Annotated in this window: 12 protein-coding genes; 4 read left to right on the top strand and 8 right to left on the bottom strand. The window is 69.0% G+C overall.

The window, feature by feature from the left end:
- Positions 1-128 precede the first annotated feature (128 nt).
- From AKJ13_RS02245 to AKJ13_RS02210, 8 genes are all read right to left on the bottom strand, one after another.
- A complete protein-coding gene (locus AKJ13_RS02245; protein ID WP_050731891.1) occupies positions 129-1109 on the bottom strand; it encodes an oligopeptide/dipeptide ABC transporter ATP-binding protein in 981 nt (326 codons plus the stop codon).
- Positions 1106-2086, bottom strand: coding sequence for an ABC transporter ATP-binding protein (locus AKJ13_RS02240; RefSeq protein ID WP_050731890.1), 981 nt, complete (start codon positions 2084-2086; stop codon positions 1106-1108). Before AKJ13_RS02240 ends, AKJ13_RS02245 begins: the two co-directional genes overlap by 4 nt.
- A 196-nt stretch (positions 2087-2282) precedes the next feature.
- A complete protein-coding gene (locus AKJ13_RS02235) occupies positions 2283-3254 on the bottom strand; it encodes an ABC transporter permease (protein WP_050731889.1) in 972 nt (323 codons plus the stop codon).
- A 10-nt stretch (positions 3255-3264) separates the two neighbouring features.
- The gene (locus AKJ13_RS02230; protein WP_050731888.1) at positions 3265-4242 is read right to left on the bottom strand and encodes an ABC transporter permease; all 978 of its coding nucleotides are present in this window, start codon (positions 4240-4242) and stop codon (positions 3265-3267) included.
- 9 nt (positions 4243-4251) lie between these two features.
- Entirely contained in the window at positions 4252-5868 is a 1617-nt protein-coding gene (locus tag AKJ13_RS02225; protein ID WP_050732137.1) for an ABC transporter substrate-binding protein, read from the bottom strand.
- A 394-nt stretch (positions 5869-6262) separates the two neighbouring features.
- The gene (locus AKJ13_RS02220; protein WP_050731887.1) at positions 6263-9430 is read right to left on the bottom strand and encodes a multidrug efflux RND transporter permease subunit; all 3168 of its coding nucleotides are present in this window, start codon (positions 9428-9430) and stop codon (positions 6263-6265) included.
- 18 nt (positions 9431-9448) lie between these two features.
- Positions 9449-10729 carry an efflux RND transporter periplasmic adaptor subunit gene (locus AKJ13_RS02215; RefSeq protein WP_050731886.1) on the bottom strand — a complete coding sequence of 427 codons (1281 nt, stop codon included), beginning with the start codon at positions 10727-10729 and terminating at the stop codon, positions 9449-9451.
- 235 nt (positions 10730-10964) lie between these two features.
- Positions 10965-11432 carry a hypothetical protein gene (locus tag AKJ13_RS02210; RefSeq protein ID WP_050731885.1) on the bottom strand — a complete coding sequence of 156 codons (468 nt, stop codon included), beginning with the start codon at positions 11430-11432 and terminating at the stop codon, positions 10965-10967.
- 181 nt (positions 11433-11613) lie between these two features.
- On the opposite strand from AKJ13_RS02210, the gene AKJ13_RS02205 reads away from it, so the two are divergent.
- The 4 genes from AKJ13_RS02205 (at position 11614) to AKJ13_RS02190 (ending at position 16222) form a co-directional block, all read left to right on the top strand.
- On the top strand, positions 11614-12174 hold the full coding sequence (locus AKJ13_RS02205) for a L,D-transpeptidase (RefSeq protein WP_050732136.1): 561 nt from the start codon (positions 11614-11616) through the stop codon (positions 12172-12174).
- A gap of 1051 nt (positions 12175-13225) precedes the next feature.
- Positions 13226-14272, top strand: a complete 1047-nt coding sequence (locus tag AKJ13_RS02200; RefSeq protein ID WP_050731884.1) for a substrate-binding domain-containing protein — start codon at positions 13226-13228, stop codon at positions 14270-14272.
- Positions 14272-15282, top strand: coding sequence for an ABC transporter substrate-binding protein (locus tag AKJ13_RS02195; protein ID WP_200905579.1), 1011 nt, complete (start codon positions 14272-14274; stop codon positions 15280-15282). The genes AKJ13_RS02200 and AKJ13_RS02195 overlap by 1 nt, the downstream gene beginning before the upstream one ends.
- Before the next feature lie 139 nt (positions 15283-15421).
- Positions 15422-16222: an ABC transporter permease subunit gene (locus AKJ13_RS02190; protein WP_050731882.1), complete on the top strand. Its 801-nt coding sequence runs from the start codon at positions 15422-15424 to the stop codon at positions 16220-16222.

The following is a 16222-nucleotide window of genomic DNA, read 5'->3' as shown; positions in this document are numbered from 1 at the left end:
GCGCATGGTGACGGCCGTCCCGCCGACCAAAGCACCCGCGCCGGGGAGCACGGTCGGACCCGCCATTCTCCCCGCATTGCCTGTCGGCACGGCATGATGCGTCGCTGTGGGTCCGGCCCACCCAAACATCAGGCCCGGCCCTCCTGCACCGCGTGGCAGGCGACCCCGTCCAGCAGGGCCGGGACCTCGGTGCGGCAGCGGTCGTTCGCCAGGGGGCAGCGCGGGTTGAAGGTGCAGCCGGGGGGCGGGTCGATCGGGTTCGGGATCTCGCCGGAGACCGGCACCCGGGCGCGGCCGACATGGGCGAGGTCGGGCACCGCGTCGAGCAGCATCCGCGTGTAGGGGTGGCGCGGCCGGGCGAACAGGTCGCGGGCGGCGGCCACCTCGACCAGGCGGCCGAGATACATCACCCCCACCCGGGTCGCCATGTGGCGGACCACGGCGAGGTTGTGGGAGATGAACAGGTAGGTCAGGCCCAGCCGGTCCTGCAGGTCGCGCATCAGGTTGAGGATCTGCGCCTGCACCGAGACGTCGAGCGCCGAGGTCGGCTCGTCGCCCACCAGGAACTCCGCCTGGCTGGCCAGCGCCCGGGCGATGGCGACGCGCTGCCGCTGCCCGCCGGAGAATTCGTGCGGGTATTTCCTGGCATCGTCCGCGTGAAGGCCGACGAGGCCGAGCAGCTCGCTGACCCGGGCGCGGATCGCCCCCTCCCCCTGGATCAGGTTGAACGCCCGGATCGGCTCCGCGATGATCTTGCCCACGCGCCAGCGCGGGTTCATCGACGCGTAGGGGTCCTGGAAGATCATCTGGATCCGCGAGCGCAGGCGCCGCCGCGCCGCCGCCTCCCGGGGATCGGTCATCGAGACCCCGGTGATCCGGACCTCGCCGGCCGAGGGCGGCAGCAGGCCGACCACCATCCGGGCGACCGTGGACTTGCCGGAGCCGGATTCGCCGACGATCGCGAAGGTCTCGCCCTTGGCGATGGTGAAGCCGACCCGGTCCACCGCCGTGAGGAACCGGCGGGGCTCGCGCTCGATCACCCGGTTGAGCCAGGGCTTCGAGACATCGAACAGGCGGCGCAGGTCGGTGACCTCGACATAGGCGCTCACGCCGCCTTCTCCGTCACATCGTACAGGTGGCAGGCGACGCGGCTCGCGCCCACGAGGATCGGCTCGGGCCGCTCGACACGGCAGCGGGCAAAGACCTTCGGGCAGCGCGGGTTGAAGGCGCAGCCCTTCGGGATGGCGGTGAGCCGGGGCATCGAGCCGGGGATCTGGCTGAGGCGGTCGGCCTCCTGCGACAGGGTCGGGATCGCCCCCATCAGGCCGACCGCGTAGGGGTGATGCGGCTCCCGCACCACGGCGGCGACCGGGCCGATCTCGGCCACCCGCCCGGCATACATCACGGCGACCCGGTCGGCGGCCTCGGCGATCACGCCCATGTCGTGGGTCACCAGCATCACCGCGGTGCCGTGCTCGCGGCAGAGGCGCTTGAGCAGGGTGATGATCTGGGCTTGGACCGAGACGTCCAGCGCCGTGGTCGGCTCGTCGGCGATGATCAGCTCCGGCTCGGCGGCGAGCGCGAGCGCGATCACCACGCGCTGGCGCATGCCGCCGGAGAATTCATGCGGATAGCCGTCGATCCGCCGCTCGGGGGCCGGGATGCCGACCTCGGCGAGCAGGTCGATCGCCCGGGTGCGGGCCGCCTTGGCCGAGAGCTCGGTATGGGCGCGCAGGGTCTCGACGATTTGGTCGCCGACCCGGAACAGCGGGTCCAGGGAGGTCAGCGGATCCTGGAAGATCATGCCGATCCGCCTGCCCCGCACCCGCCGCATCGCCTCGGGGGGCAGGTTGTCGATGCGCTCGCCGCGCAAGGAGATCTCGCCGCCGCTGATCCGGCCGGGGCGGTCGATCAACCCGATCACCGCCGATCCGGTGACCGACTTGCCGGCCCCGGACTCGCCGACGACGCCCAAAATCTCGCCGCGGCCGATGTCGAACGAGACCCGGTCGATGGCGGTGAGCGGCCCGCGGCGCGTGTCGAACGTGACCGTGAGGTCGCGCACGGAGAGGATGGTTTCGCTCATCGCGCGCGGGCTCCGACAACGACGCGTGCGCCCGCCCGCACCCTCATCCTGAGGTGCGGGCGCAGCGAGCCTCGAAAGAGGCCTCCAGATGACGCGTGATCCCTGGAGGGCTCCTTCGAGGCCTCCGCTTCGCTACGGCACCTCAGGATGAGGGCGCGGGCGGGATGAGCCCGGGAAACGCCGTGGTCCAACAACATCATTGCAGCTTCGGATTGAGGGCGTCGCGCAGCCAATCCCCCAGGAGGTTGATGGCGATGACGAGGCCGGCCAGCGCCAGGCCCGGGAAGGCGACGATCCACCACTCGCCGGAGAACAGGAACCGGTTGCCGGTGCGGATCAGGGTGCCGAGCGACGGCATGGTCTCGGGTAGGCCGGTGCCGAGGAACGACAGGGTCGCCTCGGTGATGATCGCCAGCGCCAGGTTGATCGTGGCGATGACGAAGACCGGGCCGGTGACGTTGGGCAGCACGTGGCGCACCAGGATCACCGGGGGCGTCAGGCCGATCAGCCTGGCGGCCTGGACGTAGTCCTTGCCCTTCTCGACCATCACGGAGGAGCGCACCGTCCGGGCGTATTGGACCCAGAACGACAGGCCGATCGAGATCACGATCAGCCCGATCAGCGGCCCGACATCGAGGGCGCCGCCGAAGCTCGCCCGGGCGACGCCGTCCACCACCAGGGCGATCAGGATCGCCGGGAAGGTGAGCTGCACGTCGGCGACCCGCATGATCAGCGTGTCGAGGGCGCCGCCCGCGTAGCCGGCAACCAATCCCAGGGCGATGCCGATGATGCCCGAGGTGATCACGCCGAGCACCCCGACGATCAGCGACAGGCGCAGGCCGTACAGCACCGCCGAGAGCACATCGCGCCCCTGGTCGTCGGTGCCGAGGTAGAACGGCGCCTGGCCGTCCGCCTGCCAGATCGGCGGCAGGTTGGAGTTGATCAGGTCGAGCTGGGCCGGGTCGTAGGGGTTCTGGGGCGAGATCAGCGGCGCGGCGACCGCGAGCCCGACCATCAGGATGGTGGCCAGAAGCGCCACGATCGCGGTCTTCGACCTCAGAAAACTCGCCAGCAGGTCGGAATCGCGCCAGCGCGCGAGCCGGCCGGGCGTCGCCGCCTGCAGCGGGACCGGCGGGGCGCCGCCGGCGTCGATATCGCGTCCGCTCATCAACCGGCCCTCATGCCGTCGCCGAGGACAGCCGCAGGCGCGGATCGACCACGGTGTAGAGGATGTCGACCACCAGATTGATGGTCACGAAGATCAGCGCGACGAGCAGCAGGTAGGCGGACATGATCGGGATATCGACGTTCTGCACGGCCTGGACGAACAGCAGGCCCATGCCGGGCCACTGGAACACCGTCTCGGTGATGATCGAGAAGGCGATGACCGAGCCGAGCTGGAGCCCGGCGATGGTGATCACCGGCACGAGGGTGTTCTTCAGGGCGTGGCGCAGGTGGACGGCGCGGGTGGAGAGGCCCCGCGCCCGGGCGAAGCGGATGTAGTCGGTGCGCAGCACCTCCAGCATCTCGGCGCGGACCAGCCGCATGATCAGCGTCATCTGGAACAGGCCGAGCGTGATGGAGGGCAGGATCAGCGCCTTGAGGCCGGACCAGGTGAGGAAACCGGTGGTCCACCAGCCGAGCCGCACCGTGTCGCCGCGCCCGTAGGAGGGCAGCCAGCCGAGCGTCACCGAGAACAGGTAGATCAGCAGGATGCCGATCAGGAAGGTCGGCAGGCTGATCCCGATGAGCGAGACAGCCTGGAACAGGCCGGCGAGCCAGGAATCCCGGCGCAGCGCGCAGAAAACCCCCATCAACACGCCGACCACCAGGGCGAAGACCGTGGCGCAGAAGGCGAGCTCCAGGGTCGCCGGCATGCGCTCGGCCAGGAGCTGCGAGACCGGCTGGCGGAACTGGTACGAGATCCCGAGCCGGCCCTGCACCACGTCGCCGGCATAGCGGGCGAACTGAATCAGGACCGGATCGTCGAGGCCGAGGCTCTTGCGGATCTCGGCCCGCTCGGAGGCAGGCGTATCGGGCCCGACGATCTGGTTCACGGGGTCGCCCGCGAACCGGAACATCGAGAACGCGATGAGCCCGACGACCGCGAGCACCGCGGTCGCCTGGATCACCCGGCGTAGCAGGAAGGCGAGCACGCCCGGCCCCTACTGGGGGTCTTTCGAGACCCAGTAGAGCAGCAGCATGTTGTCCGGCCGCTGCACAAGATGGACCTTCTTGGACACGCCCCAAGCGAGCGCCTGCTGGTGCAGCGGGATGTAACCCCAATCGGCCTGGATCGTGTCGAAGCCCTCCTTGATCAGGGCGTCGCGCTTGGTCTTGTCGGTCTCGGCCTCGACCTGGTCGGCGAGGGTGTCGATCTTCGGGTTGCAATAGCCGCCGAGGTTCCAGCCGCCGCGGCCGGACTTGTCGCCGGGTTTCCGGCAGCCGGCGATCTCGAACAGGATGTTGTGGCTGTCCTGCGAGGACGGGGTCCAGCCCACGAGGTAGAACGAGGTGTCGAAGCCCGGCGACAGAACCTTGGCAAAGTACTTGGCCTTGGGCTGGGCGTTGAGGTTCACCTTGACGTTGATGCGGGCGAGCATCGAGACCACGGCCTGGCAGATCGCCTCGTCGTTGACGTAGCGGTCGTTGGGGCAATCCATGGTGAGCGAGAACCCGTCTGGATATCCCGCCTCGACCATCAGCTCCTTGGCCCGCTTCAGGTCGGTGGCCGGGCGCTTGATCTCGTTGGCGCGGTCGAACAGCGTCGGGGCGATCAGCAGGGCCGAGGGCGTGGCCTGGCCGCGCATGACCCGCTTGGCGATCGTGTCCTCGTCGATGGCGCGATAGAACGCTTCGCGCACCTTGGGGTCCTTGAACGGGTTCTTGCCCTTGACGCTCGAATCCTTCAGCTCGTCCCGCCACTGGTCCATGCCGAGGAAGACCGTGCGCAGCTCTGGCCCGGCCATCACGGTGGCGGTACCGCTGCTATTCACCCGCTGCTGATCCTGCAGCGACACAGGATCGACCCAGTCGACCTCGCCCGACAGAAGGGCGGCGACCCGGGTGGCGTCGTTGCCGATGGTGGTGAACACCGCCTCGTCGAGGTTCGACTCGACCTTGCCCCAGTAGCCGTCGAACTTCTTGAAGACCGTCTTCACGCCGGGCTGATGCTCGGTGATCACGAACGGGCCGGTGCCGTTCTCGTGCAGGGTGGCGTAGCTCGGGGCGGCTGCGGTGGGCGGCGTCGGCTGGGTGGCGTTGTTCTTCTCCGACCAGCTCTTCGACATGATGTACCAGCCGGAGAACTGGTACACCGCGATGGGGTTGGGCTTCTTCAGCAGCATGTCGACGGTGTAGTCGTCGACCTTCACGAATTCGGCGTCGCCCGGCACGTTGGTCTGGAAGTTCGAGCCCGGGGCACGGACGCGCTGCGCCGAGAAGATGACGTCGTCGGCCGTGAACGGCGAGCCGTCATGAAACTTCACGCCCTTGCGCAGATGGAAGCGCCAGCGGGTCGGCTCGGGCGTCTCCCAGGATTCGGCGAGCTGGGGGGCGAGCTTGAGGTCCTTGTCGCGGGTGATCAGGGACTCGTAGACGGCGCCGTGCATGCCGATCGTGAAGCTCTCCTTGAGGGAGTAGGGATCGAGCGACTTGATGTCCCCCTGGAAGGCGAAGCGGAACACGTTGGCGGCCTGGGCGGGCAAAGCCGTCAGCGCGAAGGCCGCGACCGCGCCTGCGGCCACGCCACGGGCGAGGATCTTCAGGGTCGAACGGGACAAGCGGATCTCCGGAACCATGGAAGTTGATGGCAGGCGGCCATCACCAGCGCAGGGGTTGAGCCTAGGCCGAGTGAAGCGCGCGGGCAAACCGCACCGGCCACACACCCACAGCAAGGTTCGGACCATCCGTATGCAAAATGCGGGGCCGAGGGGGTGCGGTGTTCACGGATCTCAGGACGAAGCGCGGGTTCCCCTTTCCCCGTGTGCGGGAAGAGAGAGGCGAAGCCGGAGCGGCCGTGAGGGGGCGTGACCGATGAGTCTCCTCCGGGGCAGCCCCCTCACCCTCGGCTGCCGCCTCGCTCCGGCGACGACAAGGTCGCCGGAGCCCTCACCCCGCAAGCGGGGCGAGGGCTCCGACCGCGCAGGCCGGAGACGAACCCAAAGCCGGCAGCCCCTACTCGGCCGCCACGTGATGCGGTCGGTGGGCGGGCGCCGCGTCCGCGCCCTCCCCCCGCTCGCCCTCCGCCACGGCTTTGCGCCGGAACAGGCGCATCACCACCACGAAGAAGACCGGGACGAAGAACACCGCCAGCACGGTCGCGGTGATCATGCCGCCCATCACGCCGGTGCCGATCGCCTGCTGGCTCTTGGAGGCGGCGCCGGTGGCGATGGCCAGCGGCACCACGCCGAAGATGAAGGCGAGCGAAGTCATCACGATCGGTCGGAACCGGAGCGTCGAGGCCTCGACCGCGGCCCGGATCACCGAGGTGCCGGGCCTCCAGAGGTCCTTGGCGAATTCCACGATCAGAATCGCGTTCTTGGCCGACAGGCCGATGATCGTGATCAGCCCGATCTTGAAGTACACGTCGTTGGGCATGCCGCGGAAATGGACAGCGGCCACCGCGCCGATCACGCCGAGCGGGATCACCAGCAGCACCGAGACCGGGATCGCCCAACTCTCGTAGAGCGCGGCCAGGCACAGGAACACGATCAGCACCGAGAGCGCCAGCAGCAGGCTGGCTTGGCTGCCGGCCTGCTTCTCCTGGAACGACTGGCCGGTCCAGGCATAGCCGAAACCCTTGGGCAGCTGCAGCATCAGCCGCTCCATCTCGGCGATCGCGTCGCCCGACGTGTAGCCGGGATTGGGCTCGCCGGTGATGCGGACCGACTGGTAGCCGTTGAAGCCGACGATCTGGCTCGGCCCCATGCCCCATTTCAGCTCGGCGAAGGACGACATCGGCACCATAGTGCCGGTGGCGTTCTTCACCGCGTAGTTGAGGATGTCCGACGCGTTCATGCGCTGGAGTTGCTCGGCCTGGACGTAGACGCGCTGCATCTTGCCCCGGTTGGGGAAGTCGTTGGTGTAGACCGAGCCGAGGTTGAGCTGGATCGTGGCGTTGATGTCCTCGAACTTGACGCCCAGAGCGGCCGCCTTCTCGCGATCGACGATCAGCTCCGCCTGCGGGGTCGGCGGCAGGCCCTCGATCTTGACCTTCTGCAGAATTGGGCTGCCTTGCGCGAGCTTGAGCAGCTGGTCCTGGGCCGAGAGCAGAGCCGCATAGCCGCGGTTCGCCCGGTCCTGGAGGCGGAACGAGAAGCCGGCGGCGTTGCCGAGATTGTCCACCGGCGGCGGTTCCTGGGCGTCCACGGTGGCGTCGCGGTAGCTGGCGAGCGCCGCGTTGGTGCCGGCCACCAGGGCGGCGGCCGAGTTCTTCGCGTCGCGCTCGCTCCAGGGCTTGAGGGTGACGAAGGCCTGGCTGGTGCTCGGGGCCTGGCCGGAGAACGAGAAGCCGTTCAGCATGGTCACGGTGGCGACGCCGGGCTGAGCTAGCAGGTGCTCCTCGACCTTGCGGTTGGCTTCCTGGGTGCGGTTGTAGGAGGCGCCGGGCGGCGTCTGGATGTCGACCGTGAAGAAGCCCTGATCCTCCACCGGCAGGAAGCCCTCCGGCAGGTTGATGAAGGCGTAGGCTGTGCCCGCCACCAGGGCGAGGTAGATCAGCATCACCCGGCCGGATTTACGGATGAGACCCGCGACGCCGCGGCCGTAGCGGGCGGTCTCGCGGTCGACGAAGCGGTTGAACATCCCGAACACGCCGCCCTTGGCGTGGCCGTGCCCCTTCTCCACCGGCTTCAGGAAGGTCGCGCAGAGCGCCGGCGTCAGCGACAGGGCCAGCAGCGCCGAGAACGCGATGGAGGTCACCATGGCGATCGAGAATTGCCGGTAGATGATGCCCACCGAGCCGGGGAAGAACGCCATCGGGATGAACACCGCCATCAGCACCAGGGTGATGCCGATGATCGCCCCGGTGATCTGCTCCATGGCCTTCTTGGTGGCCTCCTTGGGCGGCAGCCCCTCCTCGTTCATGATCCGCTCGACGTTCTCCACCACCACGATGGCGTCGTCGACCAGGATGCCGATGGCCAGCACCATGCCGAACATGGTGAGCACGTTCACCGAGAAGCCGGAGATCCACATCACCGTCACGGTGCCCATCAGGGCGATCGGCACGACGATGGTGGGGATCAGGGTGTAGCGGATGTTCTGCAGGAACAGGAACATCACGAGGAACACCAGCACCACCGCCTCGACCAGGGTGTGCAGCACCTTCTCGATCGAGGCCTCGACGGCCGGGGTGATGTCGTACGGGATGTCCCACTTCAGGTCCGGCGGGAAGAACTGCGACAGCTCCACCATCTTGGCGCGGATCGCCTTGGCGGTCTCGAGCGCGTTGCCGTCGGGGGCCAGCGTCACCGAGATGCCGGCCGCCGGGCCGCCGTTCAGCCGGGTGGAGAACTGGTAGGCGTCGCCGCCGAGCTCGATCCGGGCGACGTCGCGCAGGCGCACGTTCGAGCCGTCCGGGTTGGCCCGCAGCACGATCGCGCCGAAATCCTCGATGGTGCCGAGCTGGCCCTTCACGATGATCGGCACCGTGACCGCCTGCTTGGTAGGGCTCGGTTGGGCGCCGACCGAGCCGGAGGCGACCTGGATGTTCTGGTTGCGGATCGCCCCGGTCACGTCCTCGGCGCTGAGCGACAGGCCGCGCAGCTTGTCCGGATCGACCCAGACCCGGAGCGAGCGCTCGGTGGAGTAGAGCGTCGCGCGCCCGACGCCCGGGATGCGGCGGATCTCGTTGATGACGTTGCGGATCAGGAAGTCGCCCAGGCCCACCTCGTCCATCGACCCGTCCTTGGAGATCAGGGTGATGATGTTGAGGGTCGCGGCCGAGGCCTCCTCGACCAGGATGCCCTGCTGGCGGACTTCCGCGGGCAGGCGGGCCTCCACGCGCTTCAACCGGTTCTGCACCTCGACGGAGGCGAGCGCCGGCTCGGTGCCGGGCAGGAAGGTCGCGGTGATGTTGACCGAGCCGAACGAGTCGGTGGTCGACTCGAAGTTCATGATGTTGGCCGCGCCGTTCAGCTCATCCTCGATGAGCCGGGTCGTGCCGACATAGAGGCTGTCCACCGAGGCGCCGGGATAGGCCGTGGACAGGGCGATCTGCGGCGGGGCGATCACCGGATACTGCGCGATCGGCAGGTTCGGGATCGCCAGGGCGCCGCCCAGGCAGATGAACAGAGCCACCACCCAGGCGAAGACCGGGCGGTCGATGAAGAAGCGTGCCATGCGCGAGGTCCCCCGGACTCAGTGGCGGTTGACCGCGGCGGCGCGCGGGGCGGCCTCCGCCTTGTCGCCGGGGGCGTCGGGAGCCTCGTCGGCGTCGTGCTTCGGACCCGCCTCGCCGTGGAGCGGCGTCTGGTCCACAGGCTTCACCTTCACGCCCGCGGTGATCTTCTGGACGCCGTCGACGATTACCCGCTCGCCGGCCTTGAGGCCGTCGCGGATCAGCCAGTTCTGCCCGACCACCGGCCCGACCTCGACGGGCTGGCGCATCACGGTGTCGTCGGCCCGGACCAGCCAGACCTCGGCGCGGCCGTCCTCGGTGCGCTGGATCGCCTGCTGGGGCACCGCGATCGCGTCGGAATCGATGCCCTGCTTGATCCGGGCGCGGACATACATGCCCGGGAACAGCTCGTCGTGCGGGTTGGGGAACTGCACCCGCAGGGTCACCTGGCCGGTGCTCGGATCGGCGGTGACGTCCGAGAATAGCAGGCGGCCGGCCAGCGGGTAGAGGGAGTTGTCGTCCATGATCAGGTGGACGTTGGCGGTGTTGTCCTCCAGCCGGGCGAGCTCGCCGCTGGCGAGATCCCGGCGCAGGCGGTTCAGCTCGCCCACCGACTGGGTGATGTCGACGTAGATCGGGTCGAGCTGCTGGATCGTGGCGAGCGCGCCCGTGGAGCCCGGCTCGATCAGGGTTCCCTCGGTGAGCAGCGCCCGGCCGATCCGGCCGGTGATCGGCGCGCGCACGTCGGTCCAGCCGAGGTTGAGCTGCGCCCGGTCCCGGGCCGCCTTGGCACCGGCGACTTCGGCCTCCGCCTGCTTCTTGGCCGCGAAGGCGGCGTCGTACTGCGCCTGGCTGGCGGTCGCCCGGGTCAGCAGGGTCTCGAGCCGGTCAGCCTGCTGGCGGGCCAGCACCAGCGCGGCCTCCTGGCGGGCCAGCACGGCCTCCGCGCTCGCCAGCTCGACCTCGAAGGGGGCCGGGTCGATCTTGTAGAGGATGTCGCCTTCCTTGACCTGGCTGCCCTGCTCGAACAGGCGCTTGACCACGAGGCCCGAGACCCGCGACCGGACCTCGGCGATGCGCATCGGCGCCACCCGGCCGGGCAGGTCGCGCAGGTAGGGGATCGCCTGCGGCGTCACCGTGACGAAGCCGACCTCCGGCACCGGCGGCGTCGGCGCGGCCGTCTGCTTCGGGTTGCAGGCCCCCAGCGCGAGGGCCAGCAGGGCGGCCGATCCCAGGACGGTCACGCGCGGCGCGGCGCGCCGGACGGGGGACGGGGAAAGGGCGGACGAAGTGCGGGTCACGGGTTCCGACGCTCCTGGAGATACATGCGTCTGCAAAGGCCGGCGCGGAGCAAGGGCCGCGCGTCGTCGAGGCGGATCGCGCATCCTCCCGAACGGGGTTTCCCGGCTCTCGGAAAGGCGATGCGGCGCGATCGGGACTTCAGGTTACCAGGCCGGATCCGGGATCCGGGACGATGGCCTGCGCCGATACGGCGAAGATCGGTCGCCCGGCCGGTGGACGAACCGGCGGCGCGGATCAGGCCGTCCGGGGCGGCCGGCGCAGGGCCTCGTCCGGTCCGAAGGCCGGCGCGACGGTCGGAGCATAACCATAGGATGCGGCGGAGGCGTGACGCGGCCGCGGGGCCTCGACCGGGCGGCGCGGGAGCCCGAGCTCGCCGCCGATCTCGAGATCGGCCGGGCATAAGTCGGTCCCGTCGAACAGAGCCCGACGGGCCTCGGGGGCGCTCTTGCGCGTCTCGACCTTGCGGGCGCCCGACAGGACGGCGACTTTCTGGCTGACCACCCAGCAGGCCGGACCCGCCACCGGCGCGGCCCGGGCCGGACGGGGCGCAGCCGTCAGCGCAGCCGCCGCGACGACGAGCACCGCCAGCACGGCGAGGCTCCGGACGAGGCGGTCCGGCGAGCCCGCGACGCGGCGGGCCAGAAGGGCGACGGATCGGATCACGCCCCGGAGATAAGCATGGCCGTCCTCCGGCGCAATCACCCACGGCGTCGCGCCTTTTTTCAGTGTTGCCCGGAGCCCACAGGGCCGACCGGATTCGCGCGCGTCACCCCGCCGGCCTCAACCTTGCCGCGAAGTCGGGGCCGGCTCGCCGGAGGATCGCGGCGCACCCGCGACGACCGACGCCCTTGGCAAGAACCGGCACGTGATGAGGATGAAGACCATGTCGAGACGGATCGCGATGCTCGCGCTGGCGGGCGCCCTGCTGGGGAGCGCGCCCGCTTCCGCCGGCCCGCTGGACAGCGGGCCGCTCGCGGATTTCATGAATGTCTTCCGCAGCCAGGCGATCCCGCGCGAGACGATCGGCTGGAACAGCACCGAGAAGCCCGGCACCATCGTGATCTCGACCCGCCAGCGCCGGCTCTACTACATCCTTGGGAACAGCGAGGCGATCCGCTACGGCGTCGGCGTCGGCCGGCAGGGCTTCTCCTGGTCCGGCACCAAGACGGTGACGATGAAGAAGGAATGGCCGGCCTGGCGCCCGCCGCAGCAGATGCTGGCCCGCCGCCCCGACCTGCCCCGCTACATGGCCGGCGGCCAGGACAACCCGCTCGGCGCCCGTGCGCTCTATCTCGGCTCCTCGCTCTACCGGATCCACGGCTCGAACGAGCCCGAGACCATGGGCGCCGCGGTCTCCTCGGGCTGCATCCGGATGACCAACAAGGATGTGGTCGATCTCTACGACCGGGTCCGGGTCGGCACCAAGGTGGTCGTGCGCGACTGAGTTTGCGAGCGCAGGAAGTTTGTCGGCAGGCGCGGGTTGTGTGTCGGCCTGGGCGCGCGAAGTTTGTCGGCGCGCGTCCAGGCCTGCTCGATCACCGAGCCAACCCGAATGCGTGAGGGTGCTTCCTGGCACTCGAGGCATCGAGCCAGCGCTGGGCAAGCGTGACGTTGACGCGATTGTCTACGACTGGGCCGCCGTCGCGGCGTTCGAGGGTTTACGGCATGAGAGCCTGTTTGCCTGGCTTACGTGCTTGAGCGTTGGCTTCCGGAGGAGCTGATATGGACCCGGGCGGGCCCCCGCGGGGGGGACCGAGGCCGTCATAGGGCAGAGTCAGCGGACTTTAAAATCGGCTTCTTCAGGATCTCGGCGCGACGTTGCGTTTCTCGGCGTGCGACTATTCGAGGTTGTGCCTAGGGCGGGGATCCGCAAATCGCCGTCGCCCAGTCAAGCTTCGTAGGTCCCCGATGCCAGCCCCCCTCGGACACCATCCCGGCGCGGTTTGGGTCAAACGCGACGTTCAATGACACACGCCGCGGGACCCGTGGGCGGTGGCCTCTCGACGGCCCTGTCCTAACGCCTCACCTGCGGAACGTGGCCTTCTGAGGCTCTGCCGAACTTGCATACGATGATGAAGGTCGTCTCGCATCCAGCCCATGAGGGCAGAGATCAGGCTCGACCGAGGGCTCGCGGCGCTGGACAGGTCGGGTGCAGCCGAAGCGGAAGTCGCGGCGCCCGCAGCGTTGAGGATGGAAGGGTTCCTGAGGCCCGTCGACAATCCTGTCGGATATGTTCGCGAGCCGTGCGGCCCGCCCGGTGAAACGGTGCGCGGTCCATCGACAATAACCTCCGACACTGCTCGGTTATTGGAGTAACGCCGGAGCTTCCAGTCGCACTTCAAGTTTGCGGCCGTCCGGCGTTCTCAAGTGCCCGTGATCGAAACGCCGGCATCTCATCACGGCCGCTGAAAACGGCTGAAACACCGTCATCCAGTCATCAAGATGGCCGATCCATAAAGCCCCGCCGCAACGTCGCGGGCTGGGATTCGAGGGTGATGGACGGCGGGACCCCAACGGTCAGGGAGGTGGCGGCGAAGGCCGGCTGCTCCATCGCCACGGTCAGCCGCGTCGCGACGGGCAACGGCCCTGTGAGCGGGCCGATGCAGAAGCGCGTGGTGCAGGCGGCGCTGCAACTCGGCTTTCCCCTGTCGCCCGCCCGCGACAACCAGCGCGCCGTCCTCGGCGTTCTTGTGCCGAGCCTCACGAATCCCGTCTTTGCAGGCGTCCTCGCCGGCGTGGAGCAGGCGGCTCAGGCGAACGGCCTGTCGGTGATCCTGGCGCAGACGCATTACGACACCGCCCGGGAGGTCGGCATCGTGGCGGCCCTCATGGCGGAATACCCGGTCGGGCTCGTCATGACGGTCTGTGATCCGGCCACGAGCGAGGCCCTAGCGCAGGTCGCCCGTCAGCGGCTTCCCGCCGCCACCGTCTACAACGAGAACGTCCCGGCCGGGCTCGGCGCCGTCTCCGTCGACAACAGGGCGGCGATGCGGCGCCTCACCGGGGAGCTGATCAGGCTCGGTCACAGGTCGATCCTGTTTCTCGGCGGGCGCTTCGCCTCCTCCGACCGCGCGGCCTGCCGCCACGCAGGCTATCGCGACGCGATGGCGGCCGCGGGACTCCCCGCCCTTCCCGCCCAGGAGGTCGACTTCGTCGACGCGGCCGAGGATGTCGACCTGACGCCGGTCTTCCAGGCGCATGCGCCGAGCGCCATCGTCGTCTCGAACGATCTTCTGGCCGTGACCGTCATCGCGTCGCTCCGGCGGATGGGCCTGCGGGTGCCGGACGATGTCTCGGTGACAGGCTTCGACGGCATCGACATCGCCCGGCACATGTCACCCCGGCTCACCACCATCGTCCAGCCCTCGCGGACCATGGGCGTGCTCGCCGCCTCGATGGTGCTCGGCATCGCCCAAGCCGGGCGCGCGCCCTGCCACCTACGCGCGGATTTCACCTTCATCCCCGGCGAGACCATCGCGCCGTTCCGATCGGATCGACGCTCCTTCTCCCCCATCAACGCAACGGGACCGATCCAGCCATGATGCTCAAAGGCACCCTCGCCAGCCTCGCGATCTTCGCCGGGCTCGCACTGGCCCCCGCCCAAACGGCCAAGGCCGCAGACGTGATCTGCTACAATTGCCCTCCGGAATGGGCCAATTGGGGCCAGATGCTGAAGGACATCAAGACCGATCTCGGCATCGACATCCCGGCCGACAACAAGAATTCCGGCCAGGCGATCGCGCAGATCATCGCCGAGAAGGCGAGCCCCATCGCCGATATCGCTTATCTCGGCGTCAATGCCGGCATCGCCGCCGCCGGCCAGGACCTCGTGCAGCCCTGGAAGCCCGCGCGCTTCGATGCGATTCCCGAGGGGCTGAAGGATCCGCAGGGCCGGTGGTGGACGGTTCACCAGGGTACCCTGGGGCTCTTCGTCAACGTCGATGCGCTGAACGGCGCCCCCGTTCCCGCCTGCTGGGCCGACCTGAAGAAGCCGGCCTATGACGGCCTCGTCGGCTATCTCGATCCGACCTCGGCCGCCGTCGGCTACGTCTCCTCGGTCGCGGTGAATCTCAGCCTCGGCGGCAGCCTCGACGATTTCAGCCCGGCCATCGCGTTCTTCAAGGCGCTGGCCAAGAACAACGCCATCGTCACCAAGCAGACATCCTATGCCCGCGTCGTCTCCGGCGAGATCCCGATCCTGCTCGATTACGATTTCAATGCCTACCGGGCGAAGTACACCGAGAAGGGCCGGTTTGCCTTCGTGCTTCCCTGCGAGGGCAGCGTGAGCTTCCCCTACGTCATGACCCTGGTGAAGAACGCACCGCACACAGAGAAAGCGCAGACGGTGCTCGACTATCTCCTCTCCGAAAAGGGGCAGGCTTTCTGGGCGCGGGCCTATCTGCGACCGGCCCTGCCGATCGCCATGCCGCAGGACATCGCCGACAAGTTCCTGCCCGCGAGCGACTATGCCCGCGCCAAGGCCGTCGATTGGGGCAAGGCTCAAGGCGCGCAGAAGGCCTATTCCGAGCGCTACCTCGCCGAAGTCCGATAACGACGTCCCGAGCCTTTCCATCTTCGCGCGCAAGGCGAACCGATCCAGGGCCGCGGACACCGCGAGGCGTTCCATGTCCCTGGCGCGACCTCCTTCGCGATGACGGCATCGCCCTTCCCACCTTGCCCCGAGAGACCCCGTGCGCACCCGGCGCTTCGACCTGCTCCTGATCCTGCCGCTCGCGATCTTCACGCTCGCGTTCCTCATTCTGCCGCTGGCGCGGCTGGGGGCGACGGCGGCCGGGGGCGAGCGGGGGGCGATGGCCTTCCTCGCCATCCTCACCGAGCCCCGCTATCGCACGAGCCTGATCGCAACGCTCCTGCTCGCGCTGGCGACCACCGCCGCCACGCTGGCTATCGCGACCGTTGCCGCGCAGACTCTCGCGAACCGGCGCTTCCCCGGCCGGGGGCTGCTCCTGTCGCTCCTGACCTTCCCGCTCGCCTTTCCCGGCGTCGTCGTCGGCTTCATGGTGATCCTGCTTGGGGGACGGCTCGGCCTCGTCGGCAGCGTCACGAAGGCGGTGGCCGGCACGAACGTCGTTTTCGCCTATTCCCTGATCGGGCTGTTCCTCGGCTACCTGTACTTCTCGGTGCCGCGGGTCCTGCTGACGATCCTGGCGGCGGCGGAGACGCTCGATCCGGCCCTCGTGGAGGCCGCGCGCTCCCTCGGAGCCGGGCCACTGGCGATCCAGCGGGACGTGGTGCTGCCCGCCCTGTTTCCGGCGCTCTACACAGGCGGCGCCCTCTGCTTCGCCACCGCGATGGGGGCCTTCGGAACCGCCTTCACCCTGGCGACGAACGTCGATGTGGTGCCGATGCTGATCTACACCGAGTTCACCCTGGCCACGAACGCCGCGATGGCGGCGGCGCTGTCCATCGCGCTGGGCGTCGTCACTTGGCTCGCCCTGGTGCTCGCCCGCCTGCGCGCGCCGGGGGCTTGA

It is taken from the genome of Methylobacterium sp. ARG-1, from assembly GCF_001262595.1.
Taxonomy (GTDB): Bacteria; Pseudomonadota; Alphaproteobacteria; order Rhizobiales; family Beijerinckiaceae; genus Methylobacterium; species Methylobacterium brachiatum.
The sequence above is the reverse complement of the archived record's forward strand: the minus strand, read 5'-3'. Positions and strand labels throughout refer to the sequence as shown.

Excerpts from the sequence above, each read along its gene's own strand:
- AKJ13_RS02205 (WP_050732136.1), top strand. The coding sequence starts at position 11,614 with ATGTCGAGACGGATCGCGATGCTCGCGCTGGCGGGCGCCCTGCTGGGG.
- AKJ13_RS02200 (WP_050731884.1), top strand. The coding sequence starts at position 13,226 with ATGGACGGCGGGACCCCAACGGTCAGGGAGGTGGCGGCGAAGGCCGGC.
- AKJ13_RS02195 (WP_200905579.1), top strand. The coding sequence starts at position 14,272 with ATGCTCAAAGGCACCCTCGCCAGCCTCGCGATCTTCGCCGGGCTCGCA.
- AKJ13_RS02235 (WP_050731889.1), bottom strand. The coding sequence starts at position 3,254 with ATGAGCGGACGCGATATCGACGCCGGCGGCGCCCCGCCGGTCCCGCTG.
- AKJ13_RS02240 (WP_050731890.1), bottom strand. The coding sequence starts at position 2,086 with ATGAGCGAAACCATCCTCTCCGTGCGCGACCTCACGGTCACGTTCGAC.
- AKJ13_RS02220 (WP_050731887.1), bottom strand. The coding sequence starts at position 9,430 with ATGGCACGCTTCTTCATCGACCGCCCGGTCTTCGCCTGGGTGGTGGCT.